Consider the following 17,313-nt stretch of genomic DNA (forward strand, 5'->3'; position numbering starts at 1 on the left):
CAACCGCTCTTCCCGTACAAGCCCGATCCTGGTGGACCGTGTGCTCTTCCGTGGAAGGCGTCTGCGTTTCCGCTTTGTTGTGTCTTTACTTTATCAGGTGTTCCGCGCCCCGCCAAATCGGCGGTTTTTCGCATTTGCGCTTTCAAAACCCTGCGGTTTTTCCTGCGCACCCGATCGGGCTAAAGAAACCCGTTTTCCCTCTTTCGAGGCAACTCCCTGAGCTTACATGCTCCGAGCACATGCTCGAACCAGGCGGCTCTGGAGGAGGATTGTCGGATCGCGGTCCGGTTCCGAGTGATCCGAAGATGGATCCTCGCCGTCCCGCAGCGACTCGGTCGACTATAGGCAACTACTCCGACGGCGTCAAACCGGCCCGGGCTCGGGGAGAACCCCTGTGTCCACGGGCGTCCCGCGTCCCTCTGCCCCGAGGGGGGCGATCCGCGGATCCGCGCCTGCCGGAGCACCCGATCCACCGGATCGTGTGTCTCTTACGGCTTACTTGTCGTGCAACGACTGTCCTGCCCCTCCGCCCCGGGGCCCAAACACGCGGAGCGAGGATTTCCTGTGCCGCCCCCCGCCCCCGCCCCGGGAACGACGGGGGGCGGCACCCGGACGCGAGGTCCCGGTACCGCCCCTCCACCCGCGGCGTCGCGGGTCAGACCATGTCGGCCAGGTCCTTGGCCAGTTGCCGGAAGGCGATCCCGCGGTGGCTGATCGCGTTCTTCTCCTCCGCGCTCAGCTCGGCCGTGGTGCGGGTCTCCCCCTCGGGGACGAAGACCGGGTCGTAGCCGAACCCGTTCTCGCCCCGGCGCTCACGCGCCAGGCGACCGCGCAGTACTCCCTCCGCGACCACCTCGGTCCCGTCCGGCATCACCAGGACCGCCGCGCACACGAACTCCCCGCCGCGGCGCTCGGACGGGGTGTCCGCCAGCTGGTCGAGGACGAGGTCCAGGTTGGCCCGGTCCTGGTCCCCCTCGCCGAAGCGGCCGGCCCAGCGGGCGGACAGCACCCCGGGCATGCCCTTCAACTCGTCGACGGCCAGGCCGGAGTCGTCGGCGACCGCGGGGAGCCCGGTGTGGGCGGCGATCGCACGTGCCTTCAGCAGCGCGTTCCCGATGAACGAGGGTTCGGTCTCGGGAACCTCCGGCGCGTCCGGGAAGGCGTCGAGCGAGACCACCTCCGCCTTCACGCCGGCCTCGGCCAGGATGGCGCGCATCTCCGGCACCTTCTTGGCGTTGCGTGTCGCAAGGACGATCTTCACCGTTCCCCCTCCTCCGGGAACACCGCCGATTCGTGGGCCGACGCTGTTCATCGCGGTCACTCCGCCAGTGCCTTCTTCTGGATCGCGGTCAGTTCCTCGCAGCCGGCGGCGGCGAGGTCGAGCAGTTGGTCGAGGAGGGCGCGGTCGAACGGGTCGCCCTCAGCGGTGCCCTGGACCTCGACGAACTTTCCGTCCCCGGTGAGGACGACGTTCATGTCGGTCTGGGCGACCGAGTCCTCCAGGTAGTTCAGGTCCAGCCGGGGCTGTCCCTGGACCACGCCGACGCTGACCGCGGCGAGGGAGCTGGTCAGCGGGTTGTTCTTGAGCTTGCGGCGCTTGCGCAGGTACTTCATCGCGTCGGCCATCGCCACGTAGGCGCCGGTGATCGCGGCGGTGCGGGTCCCGCCGTCCGCCTGGAGGACGTCGCAGTCCAGGGTGATGGTGTGCTCGCCCATCGCCTTGAAGTCCACGACGGCGCGCAGGGAGCGGCCGATCAGGCGGGAGATCTCGTGGGTGCGTCCGCCGATCTTGCCGCGGACCGACTCCCGTGCCCCACGGGTGTCGGTGGCGCGGGGCAGCATCGCGTACTCGGCGGTGACCCACCCCTCGCCGGTGCCCCGGCGCCAGCGGGGGACGCCGTCCTCGACGGTGGCGGCGCACAGTACACGGGTGTCCCCGAACTCGATGAGTGCGGAGCCTTCCGCCTGGCGCAGCCAGTTGCGGGTGATGGTCACGGGGCGGAGTTGGGTCGGAACGCGTCCGTCAGGTCGGGCCATGCCAGAAGCGTATATCCGAGGAGGGACCTGCGGTGCGGGTGCGCACAACTGTCCGTCCCGGTGGGACGCCCACCACGCCCCGCCCCTCCCGTCAGCGGCCGATGGCGTGCACCTGTCCGCTGCGGGCCAGCCCGATCGGCCCCCCGAAGGTGGAGCTCGCCTCGGCGAGGGTGACGGCGTCGTCGTTCCACGGCACGAGGTGGGTGAGGAGCAGCTCGCGGGCTCGCGCCCGGTTGGCGTGGTCGCCCGCCTCGCTGCCCGTGAGGTGCATGTCCTTGGGGTGCTCGACGTGGTCCTGGAAGGCCGCCTCGCACAGGAAGAGGTCGGTGTCCGTCGCGAGGTCGACCAGGGAGTCGCACACGCCGGTGTCACCGGAGTAGGCCATGGACACCCCGCCGTGCTCCAGGCGGATGCCGAAGGCCTCGACCGGGTGGTTGACGTAGTCCACGCGGACGGAGAACGGGCCGATCCGGAAGGAGCCGGGGGCGAGCTCGTGGAAGTCGAAGACCTCGGTCATGCCGGGGTCGGTTTCCAGGCCGTACGCCTCCGCGACCCGGTCGGCCACGCCCTTGGGTCCGTAGACGGGGATGCGCGGCTTGGCGCCGTCCGGGTGGAACATCCTCGCCACCCAGTAGGAGCACAGGTCGAAGCAGTGGTCGGCGTGCAGATGGCTCAGGTACACGGCGTCGACGGAGTAGATGTCGATGTACCGCTGGAGGGCTCCGAGCGCGCCGTTGCCCATGTCGAGCAGGAGGCGGTAGCCGTCCGCCTCGAGCATGTAACAGGAGGCCGGGCTGTCCGGCCCGGGGAAGCTCCCCGAGGACCCGATAATCGTGAGTCGCACGTCGTCGTCGCCTTCTCGATGGGCCGCGCGGCTTCCGTGGCACCCCCGGCATGTGAGGCGGAGTGCGGATGGCGGCTGGTTCTGCGGATGTCCCGTTGTTACGGGTCTACCCCAATGGCCGCCCGGGTGGTACAAAATGTGGCCCGCGTCTCACGCGACGTCCGTCACGTGTGAATTTTTCACACACTTTGACGTGTTCTGTCTACGTTGTTCAGGCCGTGTTTCGGTTGTGTTCAGAACGGCGTGAGGGCCGGCACCCTTCCCGGGTGCCGACCCTCACTGCGTCCCGGAGCCGCGGAGTCCGGGACGCGTCGCGCGCTCAGGCCCAGAGCTGGCCGTCGAGCCGCTCCTCGGCCTCCTCCAGCGTGCCCTCGTAGGCGCCGGTGGACAGGTACTTCCATCCCGCGTCGGCGATGACGAAGGCGATGTCGGCGCGTTCCCCCGCCTTCTCCGCCTTGGCCGCCACGCCCATCGCGGCGTGCAGGGCGCCCCCGGTGGAGATGCCCGCGAAGATGCCCTCCTTGTCGAGGAGCTCGCGGGTGCGCCGGAGCGCGGCCTCGGCCGGAACGGAGAAGCGCGTGGTGAGCACCGACTCGTCGTACAGCTCGGGCACGAAGCCCTCGTCGAGGTTGCGCAGCCCGTACACCAGCTCGCCGTACCGGGGCTCCGCCGCGACGACCCGGATGTCGGGCCGCTGTTCGCGCAGGTAGCGGCCCGCGCCCATGAGGGTCCCGGTGGTGCCGAGCCCGGCCACGAAGTGGGTGATCTCGGGCAGGTCGGCGAGGATCTCGGGGCCGGTGGACTCGTAGTGGGCACGCGCGTTCGCCGGGTTGCCGTACTGGTAGAGCATCACCCACTCGGGATGCTCCACCGCCATCTCCTTCGCGACGCGGACGGCCTCGTTGGACCCGCCCGCCGCCTCGGAGTAGTGGACCTCGGCCCCCCACATGGCGAGCAGCTGCCTGCGCTCGGCGGAGGTGTTCTCCGGCATGACGCAGACCATGCGGTAGCCGCGCAGCTTGGCGACCATCGCCAGCGAGATGCCGGTGTTCCCCGACGTCGGCTCCAGGATGGTGCAGCCGGGGAACAGCAGTCCGTCCTTCTCGGCCTGTTCGATCATGAAGAACGCGGTGCGGTCCTTGATCGAGCCCGTGGGATTGCGGTCCTCCAGCTTCGCCCACAGCCGGACCCGGGGCGACGGCGAGAGGCTGGGCAGGCCGACGAGCGGCGTGCCTCCGAGGGAGTCGAGCAGGGAGTCGTAGCGCATGAGCGTCCTAGCGGCTTCCGCCGGCGACGGCCGGCAGGACGGTGACGCTGTCGCCGTCGGAGAGCTCGGCCTCCAGGCCGCCGACGAACCGCACGTCCTCGTCGTTCAGGTACACGTTGATGAAGCGGCGCAGCTTGCCGCCGTCCACCAGGCGCTCACCGATGCCCGGGTAGCGGCCGTCCAGGTCGGTGAACAGCTCTCCGATGGTGGCGCCGGACCCCTCGACGACCTTCGCGTCGTCGGTCAGGTTGCGCAGGATGGTGGGGATGCGGACCTCGATGGCCATGAAGAGTGTCTTCCTTCGCGGTGGGTTGGTGTGCGTACATTCCCAACAGGGGGTGTCCCGCGCCCATTCCTGGGCGCAGGCCCCGGGAGGGGGAACCTACTGGTCGGCGCCCGCGCCGACGACCTCCACCGGTTCCTCGGTGACCTGGCCGTCGACGATCCGGTAGGAGCGGAACTCGACGGCGTCGGGCTCCCGGGTGGAGACGAGCACGTAGTGCGCGCCGGGCTCGGACGCGTAGGAGATGTCGGTGCGCGAGGGGTAGGCCTCGGTGGCGGTGTGGGAGTGGTAGATCACGACGGGCTCCTCGTCCCTGTCGTCCATCTCCCGCCAGACCTTGAGCTGTTCGAGGGAGTCGAACCGGTAGAAGGTCGGGGACCGCTCCGCGTTGGCCATCTCGATGAACCGCTCGGGGAGGTCGGACTTCTCGGGTCCGGCCACGACGCCGCACGCCTCGTCGGGGTGGTCGCGGCGGGCGTGGGCGACGATCTTGTCGTAGATCGAGCGATCAATCCTCAGCATGCGTCCAGAGTACCCACATCTCGTTCCCTACCAACCGAATGGGTATTGTTACCGGACGCGGGACCCCCGCTGGTCCGTGGCTGGTGGGCCGCCCGTCGTGGCTCATCGCGCACGGATTAGGCTCGTCCCCATGAGCGACGACAGCAGCAGCGCGCTGCTCACCGACCACTATGAACTGACGATGCTCCAGGGGGCCCTGCACAGCGGTGCCGCCCCGCGTCGGTCGGTGTTCGAGATGTTCGGCCGGCGCCTGCCCGAGGGCCGGCGGTACGGGATCGTCTCCGGGACCGGCAGGTTCCTGGACCTCCTGGAACGGTTCAGGTTCGACACCGCGGAACTGGACTTCCTGTCGGACAACGGGGTGGTGGACGACCGCACCCTGGAATGGCTGGCCGACTACCGGTTCTCCGGGAACGTGTGGGGCTACGGCGAGGGCGAGGCGTACTTCCCCGGCTCCCCCATCCTCGTGGTCGAGGGCACGTTCGCCGAGTCCGTGATCCTGGAGACCCTGGCGCTGTCGGTGTACAACCACGACACCGCGATCGCCTCGGCCGCCAGCCGGATGTCGGTGGCCGCGGGGGGCCGGCCCCTGATCGAGATGGGGTCGCGCCGCACCCACGAGCGGTCGGCGGTCGCCGCGGCGCGCGCCGCGTACGTGGCCGGGTTCGCGACCTCCTCCAACCTGGAGGCGGGGCGCACCCACGGCGTGCCGACCGGCGGCACGGCGGCGCACGCGTTCACGCTGCTGCACGACAGCGAGCGGCACGCGTTCAAGGCACAGCTGGAGTCCATGGGCACGGGGACCACCCTGCTGGTGGACACGTTCGACGTGGAACGCGCGGTGGCCACCGCCCTGGAACTGGCCGGACCGGAGCTGGGCGCGGTGCGCATCGACTCGGGCGACCTGGGCGCGACCGCCTCCCGGGTGCGTGCGCAGCTGGACGCCCTCGGCGCGACCGGCACCCGCATCGTGGTGACCGGAGACCTCGACGAGTACTCCATCCTGGCCCTGGCCGTGGCACCGGTGGACGGTTACGGAGTGGGTACCTCTCTGGTGACGGGGTCGGGGGCGCCGACGGTGTCCCTCGTGTACAAGCTGGTGGCGCGGGCCCGAGGCCTGGAGGCGGACGCACCTCTGGAACCCGTGGCCAAGCGCTCGGTGGGCAAGCCCAGCAGGGGCGGCCGCAAATGGGCGTCGCGACGCCTCGACGACAAGGGGATCGCCGTGGCGGAGGAGGTGTTCCCCCACGATCCGTCACCGGGCGTGGGGTTGCGTCCGCTGTTGCGTCCCCTGGTCAGCGAGGGCGTGGTGGTGGGACGCGAGAGCGTCCACGAGGCGAGGGAGCGGCACCGTTCGACGGTCGCCGAGCTTCCCGAGCAGGCCCTGAGAATGTCGCGCGGCGAGACCGCGCTTCCGACGGTCTTCCACTGAGCCGCCGTACACGGGGTGACGGCCCCGGTGTTCCGAGACCTGACCGACAGACGCGAGAAAGGGGTGCCGGATGACCAGGGCACTCATCGTGGTGGACCTTCAGAACGACTTCTGCGAGGGCGGCAGCCTGGGAGTCACGGGCGGCGCCGAGACCGCGGGGGCCGTCACCGAGTACGCACGGGCCAACGCCGACTCCTACGACCACGTGGTGGCGACCCGCGACTACCACATCGACCCGGGCGCGCACTTCTCCGAGAGTCCGGACTTCGTGGACAGCTGGCCACGGCACTGCGAGGTGGGGACGCCCGGGGCCGAGTTCCACCCCGAATTCGACGGGTCGCTGGCCGAGGAGGTGTTCAGCAAGGGGCTGTACACGGCGGCGTACAGCGGTTTCGAGGGCACCGCGAGCGACGGCACGACCCTGATGGCCGACTGGCTGCGCGCGCGGGGGGTCGACGAGGTGGACGTGGTGGGGATCGCCACGGACCACTGCGTGCGGGCGACGGCGATGGACGCGGCGGCCGAGGGGATCCGCGCACGGGTCCTGCTCGGGCTGACCGCCGGGGTGTCCGCGGACACCGTGGCCACCGCGCTGGAGCGGCTGCGCGAGGCGGGTGTGGAGCTGGAGGGCGAGCCGCTGGTGGGCTGACCGCCTCACTGCGGCGGGGGGGGGGGGGGGGGGCCCCCCCCCCCCCCCCGGTGGTGGGGGGGGCGGGCCCGCGCGCGGCCCCGCGCGGAACCGGCCTCCAGGACCTCGTCGATCTCGGAGGGGTTCGCCATCAGGTGGTCGTAGCGCTCGCGCTTGGGTCCGAGTTCGGCGTTGACCGCCTCGAAGAGCTCGTTCTTGAGCTCGCCCCAGCCCATGCCCCCGGCCTCCAGGCGTCGGCGCACGTCGGCGACGGTTTCGGCGTCGGCGAAGTGGCCGAGGAGCTGGACCGGCACCGAGCCGTCGGGGTCCTTGGGGTCCTCCACCGGGGTGGAGTCGGTCGGGATGCGGCGGATGGCCTTCTTGAGCTTGGCCTCCGGCAGGAACAGCGGGATGTGGTTGTCGTAGGACTTGCTCATCTTGCGGCCGTCGGTGCCGGGCAGGATGCTGCCGTCGCCCTGGTCGATGACGCCCTTGGGGACCGGGAAGGTGTACGACCCGCCGAAGCGGTGGTTGAAGTACCCGGCGATGTCGGCGGTGTACTCGATGTGCTGGGACTGGTCCCGGCCGACGGGGACGTGCGTGCCCTCCATGACGAGGATGTCGGCGGCCATGAGGATGGGGTAGTTGTACAGCCCCATGTTGATCCCGGCGTCCAGGTCGGTGATCCCGGCCTCGGTGTTGCGGTCGCGGGCGGCCTTGTAGGCGTGCGCGCGGTTCATGAGGCCCTTGGGGGTCAGGGCGCCCAGGATGGTGGTGAGCTCGAACGTCTCGGGCACCTTGGACTGCTGGTAGACGATCGTCCGCTCCGGGTCGAGACCGCACGCGAGCCAGGTGGCAGCGCCCGACCGGATGCTGTGGCGGAGCTCGCCCGCGTCCTTGACGGTGTTGAGCGCGTGGTAGTCCGCGACGAAGTAGTACGTCTCGTACTCCAGCGCCGCGGCCAGGGCGGGCTTGATCGCGCCGACGTAGTTGCCCAGGTGGAAGTCACCGGTGGGCTTGATACCGGTCAGGTAGGTGTTCGCTGCCATGCCCTCAGCCTAGCGGCGTTCGCGGGCGCTCCCCCGTCCCGGTCCGCCCGCCGCCAGGTCCGCGGCGTGGGAGGGACGTTCCGGGTGCCGGGCCCGCGGGCTGCCCCTGCGGGTGGCGACCGGGCGGCGGTCCGGAGCGCGGGAGCACGCCTCGGGCGGCGCGCGGTGGCCCGGGGCGCCGTGCCGGGGCGGCGGAAGGCCCCGGGGCGAAGCGCCCCGGGGCCGTGCGAGCGGCGTCCTGATCCGTCCGGTCAGGAGCGGAAGGCCGCCCAGTGCTCCGCGATGCGAACGGCCTGCCCCTCCGTGAAGTGGCTCATGCAGCTGTCGTCGCTGTAGTTCATGAAGTTGCTGACGGGGTCCTTGCCCGCCTTGCGGGGGCAGGAGTCCCTGCCCTCGGGGCAGCCGGAGGCGGCCTCCCGCTCGTACGGGGTGTCGTCCACGTAGTCGCCGGGCGAGCTGCACCCGTTCTGGAACGTGTGGAACAGGCCCAGCCAGTGGCCGACCTCGTGGGTGCCGGTGTGGCCGAGGTCGAAGCCCTCGCGGCCACCGCCGGGCAGGGTGTCGTGGGCGATCGCGACCCCGTCCTGCTCGGGGGCCGACTCGTAGTCCTGGGGGAAGGTCGAGAACCCGAGCAGCCCCGTCCCCAGGTCGGCGGTGTAGATGTTGAGCGTCCCGGCGTCGCCCTGGCGCAGTTCGGCGCGGATCGTGTCGCGGTACTCGCCGAACCGGGTGAACCAGGTGTCGTTCACCGTCCGGGTGACCTCGGTCAGTTCGAAGCTGAAGCCGGTGTCGGCGCCCTCGGTCGCGTAGCCGCCCCGGTAGGCGGTGTTGAGGACGTCGATCTGGTCGCGGATGCGCGCGGCCGGCACGTTGCCCCGGCCGTCCTCCGCGGAGATGACGTGGACCACGACCGGTACGGCCTGGGGCGGCTGGATCTCGTGTCCGCGCAGGGGCAGGACCGCCTCGCGGAACTGCCTGTCGTACTCCGCGGCCTGCTCGGGGGTGAGCTCGCCTCCCTCGGGGACCGCGGCGGTGGGATCGCTCACCCGTGCCGCCGGGCCGGGCGCGCACTCCTCCAGGGAGGCGCCGCCCTCCCCCACCACGCGGGCGGGTGCGGCCTGGGCCCCGGCCTGGTCGGGCGGCAGGGCCACGACCGTTCCGGTCAGTGCGAAGCCGCACATCAGCAGTCCGGTCCAGAGTGCGGCTGAGCCACCGCGAGCGTTTCGTCGAGTCACATCACGGACTGTAATCACACGATTACATTCAGCTTGGTAGCCGTGCGCATACTGACGAAGTGTTTGCCCGATTCGGGACCCCTGTCCGGGCTACTTGCCGCCGACCGCCCAGGTGCGGAGCTTGGCGATCCGCTCGCGGATCTGCGGCGGGGACGCCTGGGCGACCGGGGGCCCGCCGCACGCGCGGCGCAGCTCGTTGTGGATGACCCCGTGCGGCTTGCCCGTCCGGTGGTGCCAGGCGCCCACCAGCCCGCTGAGCTCGCGGCGCAGGTCGGCCACCACCTCGTGGGTGGGGCCCTCCTCCTCGGAGGGATCGTCCTTCTTCGCCTTGCGCTCACCGGCCCGGATGTCGGCCTTGCGCTTGCGCAGCAGCTGGGAGACCTGCTGCGGATCGAGCAGACCCGGAAGCCCCAGGAAGTCCTCCTCCTCGGAGGAGCCCGGGACGCCGCCGTACTCGGCGCCGTCGTAGAGGGCGCGGTCGAACTCGGCCGCCGACTCCATCGTCTCGAACGGCAGCTCCTCCCCCGCGTCGGGGCTGTCGCGCTTGCGGTTGGCCTCCTTGAGGAGGTCCTCCTCCGGGTACTCGTCGTCGCCGGGCGGGGGCTTGTCCAGCACGTGGTCGCGCTCGCGCTCCATCTCGCCCGCGTACTCCAGCAGGGTCGGGACCGAGGGCAGGAACACCGACGCCACCTCGCCGCGCTGGCGCACCCGCACGAAACGGCCGATCGCCTGGGCGAAGAACAGGGCGGTACTGGTGGAGGTGGCGTACACGCCGACCATCAGCCGCGGCACGTCCACCCCCTCCGACACCATGCGCACCGCGACCATCCACCGGTCGTCGCCGACGGCGAACCGGGAGATCTTCCGGGAGGCCGTGGGGTCGTCGGAGAGCACCACGGTGGCGCCCTTGCCGGTGATCTGCCGGATGATGCGCGAGTAGGCGCGGGCGTTCTCGTGGTCGCTGGCGATGACCAGCGCGCCCGCGTCGGGGTGCGTCTTGCGGACCTCGGTCAGGCGCCGGTCCGCGGCCTGGAGCACCCGCTTGATCCAGTCGCCCTTGGGGTCCAGCGCCGCGCGCCACGCCTGGGAGAGGGCGTCCTGGGTGAGGGGCTCCCCGAGCCTGGCCGCGAGTTCGTCCCCCGCGCGGGTGCGCCAGCGCATCTCACCGGAGTAGGCCATGAAGATGACGGGGCGCACGACCCCGTCCTCCAGGGCGGGACCGTACCCGTAGTTGTAGTCCCACGAGCAGCGGCGCACCCCGGCGGCGTCGGGGACGTAGTCCACGAAGGGGATGGGGTTGATGTCGGAGCGGAACGGGGTTCCGGTGAGCGAGAGCCGTCTGGCCGCCGGGTCGAAGGCCTCACGCGCCGCGTCGCCCCAGGACAGGGCGTCGCCGGCGTGGTGGACCTCGTCGAAGATCACGAGGGTCTTGCGCGCCTCGGTGCGGTTGCGGTGCAGCATCGGGTGCGCGGCGACCTGCGCGTAGGTGACGGCTACCCCGATGTACTGCCGGCCGAGCGCGCCCTGGCCGTTCTTGAAGTCGGGGTCGATGGCGATACCGAACCGTGCGGCGGCCTCGGCCCACTGCTTCTTGAGGTGCTCGGTGGGGCACACGATGGTGATGGCCCGCACGGCGTGCCGCTGGAGGAGTTCGGTGGCCAGCGTGAGCGCGAAGGTGGTCTTGCCCGCGCCCGGGGTCGCCACGGCGAGGAAGTCGCGTGGGTCCCGCCGGAAGTACTCCTCGAACGCCTCCCGCTGCCAAGCGCGGAGCCCCCGCAGGCGGTCCTCCGTAGTGGTCTGCGTCACCGTCATTCTCAGAACCGTCCCCCGTTGCTCACCTGCTAGAGGTTAGCGGTCGTGGCGGACCGGACCGGGAGCCCCGCCAGTGGTGCCGCCCACACGACCGCGCCGTTCGCCCGCATGCGGGCGCCCCGCCCCTTCGCTCCCGGCCCCGGCCGGGCGGCCCCGCGCCCTGCCGACACGGGGCCGGGGGCGGGAGCCGTGCCGGCGCCCGCCCCCGGATGCCTCCGCCTAGGAAGCCCCTTCCTCCCCGGGAAGCCCTTCGGCCCCCGGATCCTCCGAAACCTCACCGGTGACCGCCTCCTCACCGCCGCCGTCCCCACTGCCCGCTCCGACACCCTGGGTGTCGACGGCGCCGTCGTTGAACGGCATGTGCGGGGAGATCGCCGGGAAGGCGAACAACCACAGCAGGGCAGCGGCGCCGACCAGGAGGCCGACCGCCATGATGAACTTCGAGGCCCACGGGCCGGGCAGGATGCGCCAGATCAGACCGTACATTCGCGTTACCCCTACTCGGCCGCGTCGGACTCGGGGGCCATGTGCGCGATCGACTCGGGCATCCCCTCGGACTTGGGCGTGGTCTCCACCAGCTCACCCCAGACGATGAGCCTGTGCGTGTTGTTCAGCTTCGGCGCGCAGGTGGTGAGCGTGATCAGGGACCGCTCGGGGTCGCCCTCCCCTGCACCCTCGACGTCGTCGAACGGATCCGGCTCGATCACCCACACGTCGGTGGGCAGGACCGTCTCCTCCTGGAAGACCTCGTACGTGTAGAAGTTCTCACCGTCCTCCAGGACCAGTACGTCACCGTTGTTCAGCAGGTCCATGTCCCAGAACAGACCCGGGGTGCGGTGCGCGGCGATCGCGTAGTTGCCCGCGCCCCCGGCGCTGCTGGGGTACTCGGTGTAGTGCCCCGGGCTGTAGCGGATGTCGTCCGGCGTGGTGCCGTTGACCACCACCCAGTCCAGGTCGAGGCTGGGGACGTAGAGGCGGCTGTCGGCGCTGCCGGGCAGCGGTTCGGAGTCCGGTCCGGACTCGTCCGTCGTCGCCGCCCACGCCTCGTTCAGCCCGTCCGCCAGACCCTGCTGCTCGCGGTCGGTCTCCCATTGGGAACCGTAGACCTCGTACCCGGCGTAGAAGAGCATGAGCAGCCCGGCCGTCAGGAGGATCTCGCCGACGAACCGGACGAACCCGCGCACGACGTCTCCCGGTGTGGCCCGGCGCCGGGGCGCCCGGCGGCGTCGGCCGCCCGAGGCCCGACGACGCCCCTCCCCGCGCTCGTACGGGGGCTCTTCGTGTGGCTGCCGTTCAGTTGTGGACACCAATACGACCTACTCCTGTGGACGCTCTCGTGTGCGCCGGACACCTACCGGAGGGGCACGACCAGCGGGACCCCGGTACGCGGGTGCGGCAGGACTTCGACCTCGTGCTGGTAGACGGTGCTGAGCAGGGGCGCGCGGAACACGTCGGCGGGGGCTCCCTGCGCGGCGACCCGTCCTCCGGAGAGTATCGCCACACGATGGGCGTAGGCTGCCGCAAGCCCCAAATCGTGCAGGACCACGATAACCGCCCCGCCGTCCTCCGCGATCTGACGCGCGATGGACAGGACGAGTTCCTGGTGCCGGATGTCGAGGGCCGCCGTCGGCTCGTCCAGCATGAGCACCTGGGCCCCCTGGGCGAGGACCCGCGCGAGCATCACCCTGGCGCGTTCGCCCCCGGAGAGGGTGGGGAACCGGCGTCCGGCCAGGTGGGTGACGCCCGCGCCGTCCATGGCCGCGGCGACGGCGGAGTCGTCGGAGGCGGGGTCGCCCAGGCCCGCCCACGGCGCCCGGCCCATGGCGACGAGCTCGGCGACCGAGAACGGGAAGCTGACCGACGCCTCCTGCGGGAGGACGGCCCGCCGCAGCGCGAGCTGTGGCGGAGTCCACGCGGAGAGCGGCCTGTCGAAGAGGTACACGGCGCCCTCGTCCGCCTCCCCCCTGCCCGGTCCGCCGGTGACGTCGCCGGACAGGGCGGAGAGGAGGGTGGACTTTCCGGCTCCGTTGGGCCCGACCAGCGCGAGGAGCTCACCGGCCCGGACCGTGAGGTCGACCCCGTCCAGGAGGGCGCGACCGCCCCGTCGGACGGTGACGCCCTCGGCCCGGACCACCTCCGCGCCGGGCGCCGAGCGGACCGGGAGCGCGGGGGGCCGGGACAGGGGGGCGACGGCGGCGGTGATCCGCCGGCGCAGCCGGGGAAGGGTGTTCACGACCATCCTCCCTGCTTGGCGCGGGTGCGGTGCAGAAGGTAGAAGAAGAACGGACCGCCGAGCGCGGCCGTGACCACGCCGAGGGGGATCTCGGCGGGGGCGGCGACGGTGCGGGCGAGCAGGTCGGCGGCGAGGAGGAGGAGTCCGCCGCCGAGCGCGCTGGCGGGCAGCAGGACGCGGTGGCCGGGTCCGGTGATCATGCGGATGATGTGCGGGACGACCAGGCCGATGAACGCGACGATCCCGGCGAACGCGACTGCGGCCGAGGTGAGCAGTGCCAGGGCGCAGATGAGGACCAGGCGCATGCGCTCGACGTCCACGCCCAGGTGGCGGGCGGGCCCCTCGCCGAGCGCGAGCAGGTCGAGGCGCCGGGCGTAGACGGGGATCACCGCCAGTCCGGCCAGGAGGCACGGGGCGATCGCGGCGACCTTGGACCAGGTGGCGGTGGAGACGCTGCCGAGCTGCCAGAAGGTGATGGTCTGGATCTCGGCGTCCTGGGAGAAGTTGGTCATCAGGCCGATCGCCGCCCCCGCGACCGCGTTGACGGCGATGCCCGTGAGCAGCAGGGTGACGACCTCGGTGCGCCCGCGCGAGCGCGCGAAGACGTACACGAACAGGGTCGTGGCCAGTCCGAACACGAACGACGCGGCGATGATCGTCCAGTGGCCGAACACGGTCAGGCCGGTGAAGATGACCACGATCGCACCGACTGCGGCCCCGGAGGAGACCCCGATGACGCCGGGTTCGGCGAGGGGGTTGCCGAAGATGCCCTGCATCATGGCGCCCGCGGCGCCCAGGGCGGCGCCGACCATGACGGCGAGGACCACGCGGGGGAACCGCACGTCCCACAGCACCGTGTGGCCGATCCGGTCGGGGGGCGTGCCGACCTCCAGGCCGACCGCGTGCAGGATCGACGCGGCGACCTGCTCGGCGGGGACGGGGTAGGCCCCCGCCCCGGCCGCGACGAGGGAGACCGCCACGAGGCCGGCGCCGAGGCCGGTCAGCAGGAGGACGGCCCGGAGGCGGCGCGCGGCCCGTCCGCCGCGGTCGGCGGGGGACCCGCTCTCTCCCGCGTCCCTGCCTGTGACGGCGGTGTCGACGGCGCTCACTCGCCTCCCCCCTCCCCCTGGACGGCGGCCAGCTCGTCGGCGAGGGCCACGATGACCTGGGGCGTGCGGGGGCCGAAGTTGAGCAGGACGCCGTCCTCGAAGTCGACGACCGCGCGCGCGGCTCCGGCGGGTGTCTGGGCGACCCCGGGGATCTCGACGAGCCCGTCGATGCCGCCCACGGACTCCAGGCCCTTGGTCATGACGAGGAGCACGTCGGGCTGGGCCGCGATGAGTGCCTCGGTGGTGATGGGGGTGAACGGTGTGGTGAGTCCCATCTCGACCCCGGCGTCGCGTGCTCCGATCTCGGCGAGCATGGCGTCGGCTCCCGACCCCTCACCGCCGAGGAGGTAGACCCCGGCGGTGCCGCGCAGGTAGAGGAAGGCGACGAGGGGGCCGTCCCCGGACCCGGTGGAGCCCTCTCGGACGTCGGCCATCTGCGCCTGTGTCCGCTCGGACAGGGCCGCGCCGTCCGCGGGGACGCCGAGCGCCTCCGCGACCCGCTCGAAGCGCGGGTACATCTCGTCGATGGACCAGGCCTCCTCGACGATGACGACGGGGACGCCGGACCGCTGGATCTGCTCGATCGCCTCGGGCGGGCCGGTCTGGGTGTCGGCGAGGATCACCGTGGGTTCGAGGGCGAGCACGCTCTCGGCGGAGACCTCGTGCCCCTCGCTGATGACGGGGAGGTCGGCGGCCTCCTGGAACGTGGCCGCGACGTCGCGGCCGACGACGCTGCCGCCGAGGCCGAGTGTGAAGACGATCTCGGCGAGGCTGCCGGTGAGCGGCAGGATGCGGCTGACGTCGGCGACCTCGACCTGCTCGTACTCCAGGGGGTCGGAGCTCGTGCGGTACGGGTCGAGGACGACCGAGTCGACGGTGACGGGGAGTTCGGGGGTTCCGGTCTCCTCCAGCGGCTGGAGGCGGTTGTCGGAGAAGTCGGGGATGTCGGCGGCGCTGTCGCCCGGGGAGGGCGCGTCGGGGGCGCCGCCTCCGCCGGTGCACCCGGCCAGGGCCAGGGCGAGGCCGCACGCGGCGGCGAGGACGGAGGCTGTTCGTGCGCGCGGGCGGCGTCGGCGCAGGCGGTGCCGCGGTTCGGCGAGTGGCATGGGGGTCGCTTTCGGTGGTCCGTGTGCCGGGTGCACGGGCGGGTGTCGCCTGGGAGCGGGGATGCGACAACGCCCTTTATATGACACTTCGTCATCATCTTGACAAGTCTGATGCTTCGGTGTTCAACTGTTCCGGCGCGGACTTCGAGTTAGGCAAGGCTCACTTCACTAAAGTAAGCGTAACCTAAATATCTTTCCCCACGTCACGCGGGCGGCGGAACTCCCATCGCACCCGCACGAAGCGAAGGCCCCTGATGCAAGCAGCGGTTTCCCCCCGCCCCGGACACGGGCGGCGCCGCGGGCTCGTCCCGCCCCTCGCAGCCACCGCCGTCGCCGCGGTGCTGGTCACGACCGGTCCGACCGCGGCACTCGCCGAGCCCGCCCCCTCCCCGGACGAGGAGCCCCGGCACCCCCGCGTCACCACCGTGAACCGGACCGAGGACCTCGATCCCGAGGGTGACACCGTCACCGTCTCCGGGATCGGTCACGCCCCCGGTTCGCTGGTCGAGGTCACCACCTGGGCCGTCCCTGCGGAGGCCGCGGGCACCGGGTCCACCGACGACGGGGCCGTGTCCGACTCCGGCAACGCGGTGACAGTGGAGGTCGGCGCACGCGGAACCTTCACCGTCCCCCTCGACACCGGCGCCGGGTTCGCCGCCGAGGCCGGGCTGGACGCGGCCGAGGACCCGTTCGAGATCCGGCTCCTGGAGGTCGGTCCCGCCCCGGCGGAGGACGGAGGGACCACCGGAGGGACCTGGGCGCCCGACGCAGACGCCGCCCAGGACGCCGAGCCGGTCGCCTCCCCCGGAGCGGGGACGAGCACTCCCGTGTCCGCCCCCGCCGCACCGGTCGTGGTGGGCCAGGTCCCGGTGGCCTTCGCCGCCGCGGCCGCCGTGCCCGAGACGTCTCCCCAGACCGCTCCCCGGACCACCCCGCAGACGCAGCCCCAGGCCCAGCCCGTCAGCCCGCAGGCCCCCGTGCCCCGGGAGCCGGGCACCCCGGCGCTCACCGTCTCCAAGACCTCGGGGCTCGCCCCGGGCGGTGAGACCGTCACGGTCACCGGCACCGGCTACGACACCTCCAAGGGCGTCTACGTCGCCCTGTGCGACACCGGTTCCGCCGGCCCGGGCCAGGCTCCCAGCCCGTGCATCGGCGGCGTGGACATGGACGGTTCCGGCGGCGCGTCGGTGTGGGTCTCCAGCAACCCCCCGCCCTACGGCGAGGGACTGACGACCCCGTACACCGGCAGCGGGACCGACGGCGGCTTCAGCGTCCAGCTGGAGGTCAGGGCCAGTGACGAGAACACCGACTGCGCCTCCTCCGGCACGGAGTGCGCGGTGGTCACCCGCAACGACCACACCCGGTCCAGCGACCGCAGCCAGGACGTGTTCGTCCCCGTCTCCTTCGGCTCCGGATCGGGAGCGGGCGACGGCGGTTCCGGCGGCGGTTCCGGCGGCGGTTCCGGCGGCGGCGACAACGCCGGTGGCGGCGGCAACGGCAGCGGTGGCGGCGGTGCGGACAGCACCCCGGCGCGACTCCCCCGCACCGGCGCCGAACTCCACGGCCTCGTCCTGGCCGCCGCGGTGGCCGCGCTGACCGGCGCCGCGGCGATCATCGCCACCCGCCGCCGACGCGGAACCGACACCACCCCGGACCCGGCCACCGGCTGACCGTCCCACGACCCCCCACCGGTGGACCCCGCCGCTCCCGCTCAGCCGGGGCCGCCCCACCGGCCCCCGGCACGCGCCGGAGGCCG

At 71.9% G+C, this 17,313-nt stretch carries 18 protein-coding genes; 4 read left to right on the plus strand and 14 right to left on the minus strand.

The features are described 5' to 3' along the window. Window positions 1-220 (plus strand): hypothetical protein (locus Q8791_RS13680; RefSeq protein WP_330092063.1); only part of this gene is annotated, 220 nt, incomplete at its 5' end. Between the two features lie 435 nt (window positions 221-655). Here the strand turns inward: Q8791_RS13680 and rdgB are convergent. From rdgB to Q8791_RS13710, 6 genes are all read right to left on the minus strand, one after another. Then, window positions 656-1,261 carry an RdgB/HAM1 family non-canonical purine NTP pyrophosphatase gene (rdgB, locus tag Q8791_RS13685; RefSeq protein ID WP_330092064.1) on the minus strand — a complete coding sequence of 202 codons (606 nt, stop codon included), beginning with the start codon at window positions 1,259-1,261 and terminating at the stop codon, window positions 656-658. A gap of 56 nt (window positions 1,262-1,317) precedes the next feature. Next, on the minus strand, window positions 1,318-2,037 hold the full coding sequence (gene rph / locus Q8791_RS13690) for a ribonuclease PH (RefSeq protein WP_330092065.1): 720 nt from the start codon (window positions 2,035-2,037) through the stop codon (window positions 1,318-1,320). A gap of 91 nt (window positions 2,038-2,128) precedes the next feature. Then, window positions 2,129-2,881 (minus strand): MBL fold metallo-hydrolase, encoded by a 753-nt coding sequence (locus Q8791_RS13695; protein WP_330092066.1) that lies wholly within the window; start codon window positions 2,879-2,881, stop codon window positions 2,129-2,131. A 319-nt stretch (window positions 2,882-3,200) separates the two neighbouring features. Further along, window positions 3,201-4,148, minus strand: a complete 948-nt coding sequence (locus Q8791_RS13700; protein WP_330092067.1) for a PLP-dependent cysteine synthase family protein — start codon at window positions 4,146-4,148, stop codon at window positions 3,201-3,203. A gap of 7 nt (window positions 4,149-4,155) precedes the next feature. Then, complete coding sequence (locus tag Q8791_RS13705; RefSeq protein ID WP_330092068.1) at window positions 4,156-4,434, minus strand: MoaD/ThiS family protein; 279 nt, start codon at window positions 4,432-4,434, stop codon at window positions 4,156-4,158. A 96-nt stretch (window positions 4,435-4,530) separates the two neighbouring features. After that, a complete protein-coding gene (locus Q8791_RS13710; protein WP_330092069.1) occupies window positions 4,531-4,953 on the minus strand; it encodes a M67 family metallopeptidase in 423 nt (140 codons plus the stop codon). A gap of 130 nt (window positions 4,954-5,083) precedes the next feature. Between Q8791_RS13710 and Q8791_RS13715 the strand changes: the two genes are divergently transcribed. Next, on the plus strand, window positions 5,084-6,385 hold the full coding sequence (locus tag Q8791_RS13715; RefSeq protein WP_330092070.1) for a nicotinate phosphoribosyltransferase: 1,302 nt from the start codon (window positions 5,084-5,086) through the stop codon (window positions 6,383-6,385). A 70-nt stretch (window positions 6,386-6,455) separates the two neighbouring features. Further along, window positions 6,456-7,034 carry a nicotinamidase gene (locus Q8791_RS13720; RefSeq protein WP_330092071.1) on the plus strand — a complete coding sequence of 193 codons (579 nt, stop codon included), beginning with the start codon at window positions 6,456-6,458 and terminating at the stop codon, window positions 7,032-7,034. 5 nt (window positions 7,035-7,039) lie between these two features. Here the strand turns inward: Q8791_RS13720 and Q8791_RS13725 are convergent, their stop codons facing one another. The 8 genes from Q8791_RS13725 to Q8791_RS13760 all read right to left on the minus strand — a co-directional run bounded on the left by Q8791_RS13725 (window position 7,040) and on the right by Q8791_RS13760 (window position 15,557). Then, window positions 7,040-8,062: a tryptophan--tRNA ligase gene (locus Q8791_RS13725; RefSeq protein WP_330092072.1), complete on the minus strand. Its 1,023-nt coding sequence runs from the start codon at window positions 8,060-8,062 to the stop codon at window positions 7,040-7,042. Between the two features lie 251 nt (window positions 8,063-8,313). After that, on the minus strand, window positions 8,314-9,243 hold the full coding sequence (locus Q8791_RS13730) for a zinc metalloprotease (RefSeq protein ID WP_407942000.1): 930 nt from the start codon (window positions 9,241-9,243) through the stop codon (window positions 8,314-8,316). Between the two features lie 144 nt (window positions 9,244-9,387). Continuing rightward, complete coding sequence (locus Q8791_RS13735; RefSeq protein ID WP_330092074.1) at window positions 9,388-11,109, minus strand: DEAD/DEAH box helicase; 1,722 nt, start codon at window positions 11,107-11,109, stop codon at window positions 9,388-9,390. Window positions 11,110-11,328: 219 nt separating this feature from the next. Beyond that, on the minus strand, window positions 11,329-11,595 hold the full coding sequence (locus tag Q8791_RS13740; protein ID WP_330092075.1) for a hypothetical protein: 267 nt from the start codon (window positions 11,593-11,595) through the stop codon (window positions 11,329-11,331). A gap of 11 nt (window positions 11,596-11,606) precedes the next feature. Continuing rightward, window positions 11,607-12,293, minus strand: coding sequence for a class E sortase (locus tag Q8791_RS13745; RefSeq protein WP_330092076.1), 687 nt, complete (start codon window positions 12,291-12,293; stop codon window positions 11,607-11,609). A gap of 167 nt (window positions 12,294-12,460) precedes the next feature. Beyond that, window positions 12,461-13,342: a heme ABC transporter ATP-binding protein gene (locus Q8791_RS13750; RefSeq protein WP_330092077.1), complete on the minus strand. Its 882-nt coding sequence runs from the start codon at window positions 13,340-13,342 to the stop codon at window positions 12,461-12,463. Next, window positions 13,339-14,451, minus strand: a complete 1,113-nt coding sequence (locus Q8791_RS13755; RefSeq protein ID WP_407941996.1) for a FecCD family ABC transporter permease — start codon at window positions 14,449-14,451, stop codon at window positions 13,339-13,341. The genes Q8791_RS13750 and Q8791_RS13755 overlap by 4 nt, the downstream gene beginning before the upstream one ends. Further along, entirely contained in the window at window positions 14,448-15,557 is a 1,110-nt protein-coding gene (locus Q8791_RS13760) for a heme/hemin ABC transporter substrate-binding protein (RefSeq protein ID WP_330092078.1), read from the minus strand. The genes Q8791_RS13755 and Q8791_RS13760 overlap by 4 nt, the downstream gene beginning before the upstream one ends. Window positions 15,558-15,811: 254 nt before the next feature. On the opposite strand from Q8791_RS13760, the gene Q8791_RS13765 reads away from it, so the two are divergent. Further along, window positions 15,812-17,227 (plus strand): LPXTG cell wall anchor domain-containing protein, encoded by a 1,416-nt coding sequence (locus Q8791_RS13765; protein ID WP_330092079.1) that lies wholly within the window; start codon window positions 15,812-15,814, stop codon window positions 17,225-17,227. Window positions 17,228-17,313: the final 86 nt, after the last annotated feature.

It is taken from the genome of Nocardiopsis codii (genome assembly GCF_036327455.1).
GTDB classification, from domain to species: domain Bacteria; phylum Actinomycetota; class Actinomycetes; order Streptosporangiales; family Streptosporangiaceae; genus Nocardiopsis; species Nocardiopsis codii.

Excerpts from the sequence above, each read along its gene's own strand:
- Q8791_RS13735 (WP_330092074.1), bottom strand. The coding sequence starts at position 11,109 with ATGACGGTGACGCAGACCACTACGGAGGACCGCCTGCGGGGGCTCCGC.
- Q8791_RS13710 (WP_330092069.1), bottom strand. The coding sequence starts at position 4,953 with ATGCTGAGGATTGATCGCTCGATCTACGACAAGATCGTCGCCCACGCC.
- Q8791_RS13730 (WP_407942000.1), bottom strand. The coding sequence starts at position 9,243 with ATGTGCGGCTTCGCACTGACCGGAACGGTCGTGGCCCTGCCGCCCGAC.
- Q8791_RS13715 (WP_330092070.1), top strand. The coding sequence starts at position 5,084 with ATGAGCGACGACAGCAGCAGCGCGCTGCTCACCGACCACTATGAACTG.
- Q8791_RS13700 (WP_330092067.1), bottom strand. The coding sequence starts at position 4,148 with ATGCGCTACGACTCCCTGCTCGACTCCCTCGGAGGCACGCCGCTCGTC.
- Q8791_RS13705 (WP_330092068.1), bottom strand. The coding sequence starts at position 4,434 with ATGGCCATCGAGGTCCGCATCCCCACCATCCTGCGCAACCTGACCGAC.
- Q8791_RS13765 (WP_330092079.1), top strand. The coding sequence starts at position 15,812 with ATGCAAGCAGCGGTTTCCCCCCGCCCCGGACACGGGCGGCGCCGCGGG.
- Q8791_RS13760 (WP_330092078.1), bottom strand. The coding sequence starts at position 15,557 with ATGCCACTCGCCGAACCGCGGCACCGCCTGCGCCGACGCCGCCCGCGC.
- Q8791_RS13720 (WP_330092071.1), top strand. The coding sequence starts at position 6,456 with ATGACCAGGGCACTCATCGTGGTGGACCTTCAGAACGACTTCTGCGAG.
- Q8791_RS13740 (WP_330092075.1), bottom strand. The coding sequence starts at position 11,595 with ATGTACGGTCTGATCTGGCGCATCCTGCCCGGCCCGTGGGCCTCGAAG.
- rph (WP_330092065.1), bottom strand. The coding sequence starts at position 2,037 with ATGGCCCGACCTGACGGACGCGTTCCGACCCAACTCCGCCCCGTGACC.
- Q8791_RS13725 (WP_330092072.1), bottom strand. The coding sequence starts at position 8,062 with ATGGCAGCGAACACCTACCTGACCGGTATCAAGCCCACCGGTGACTTC.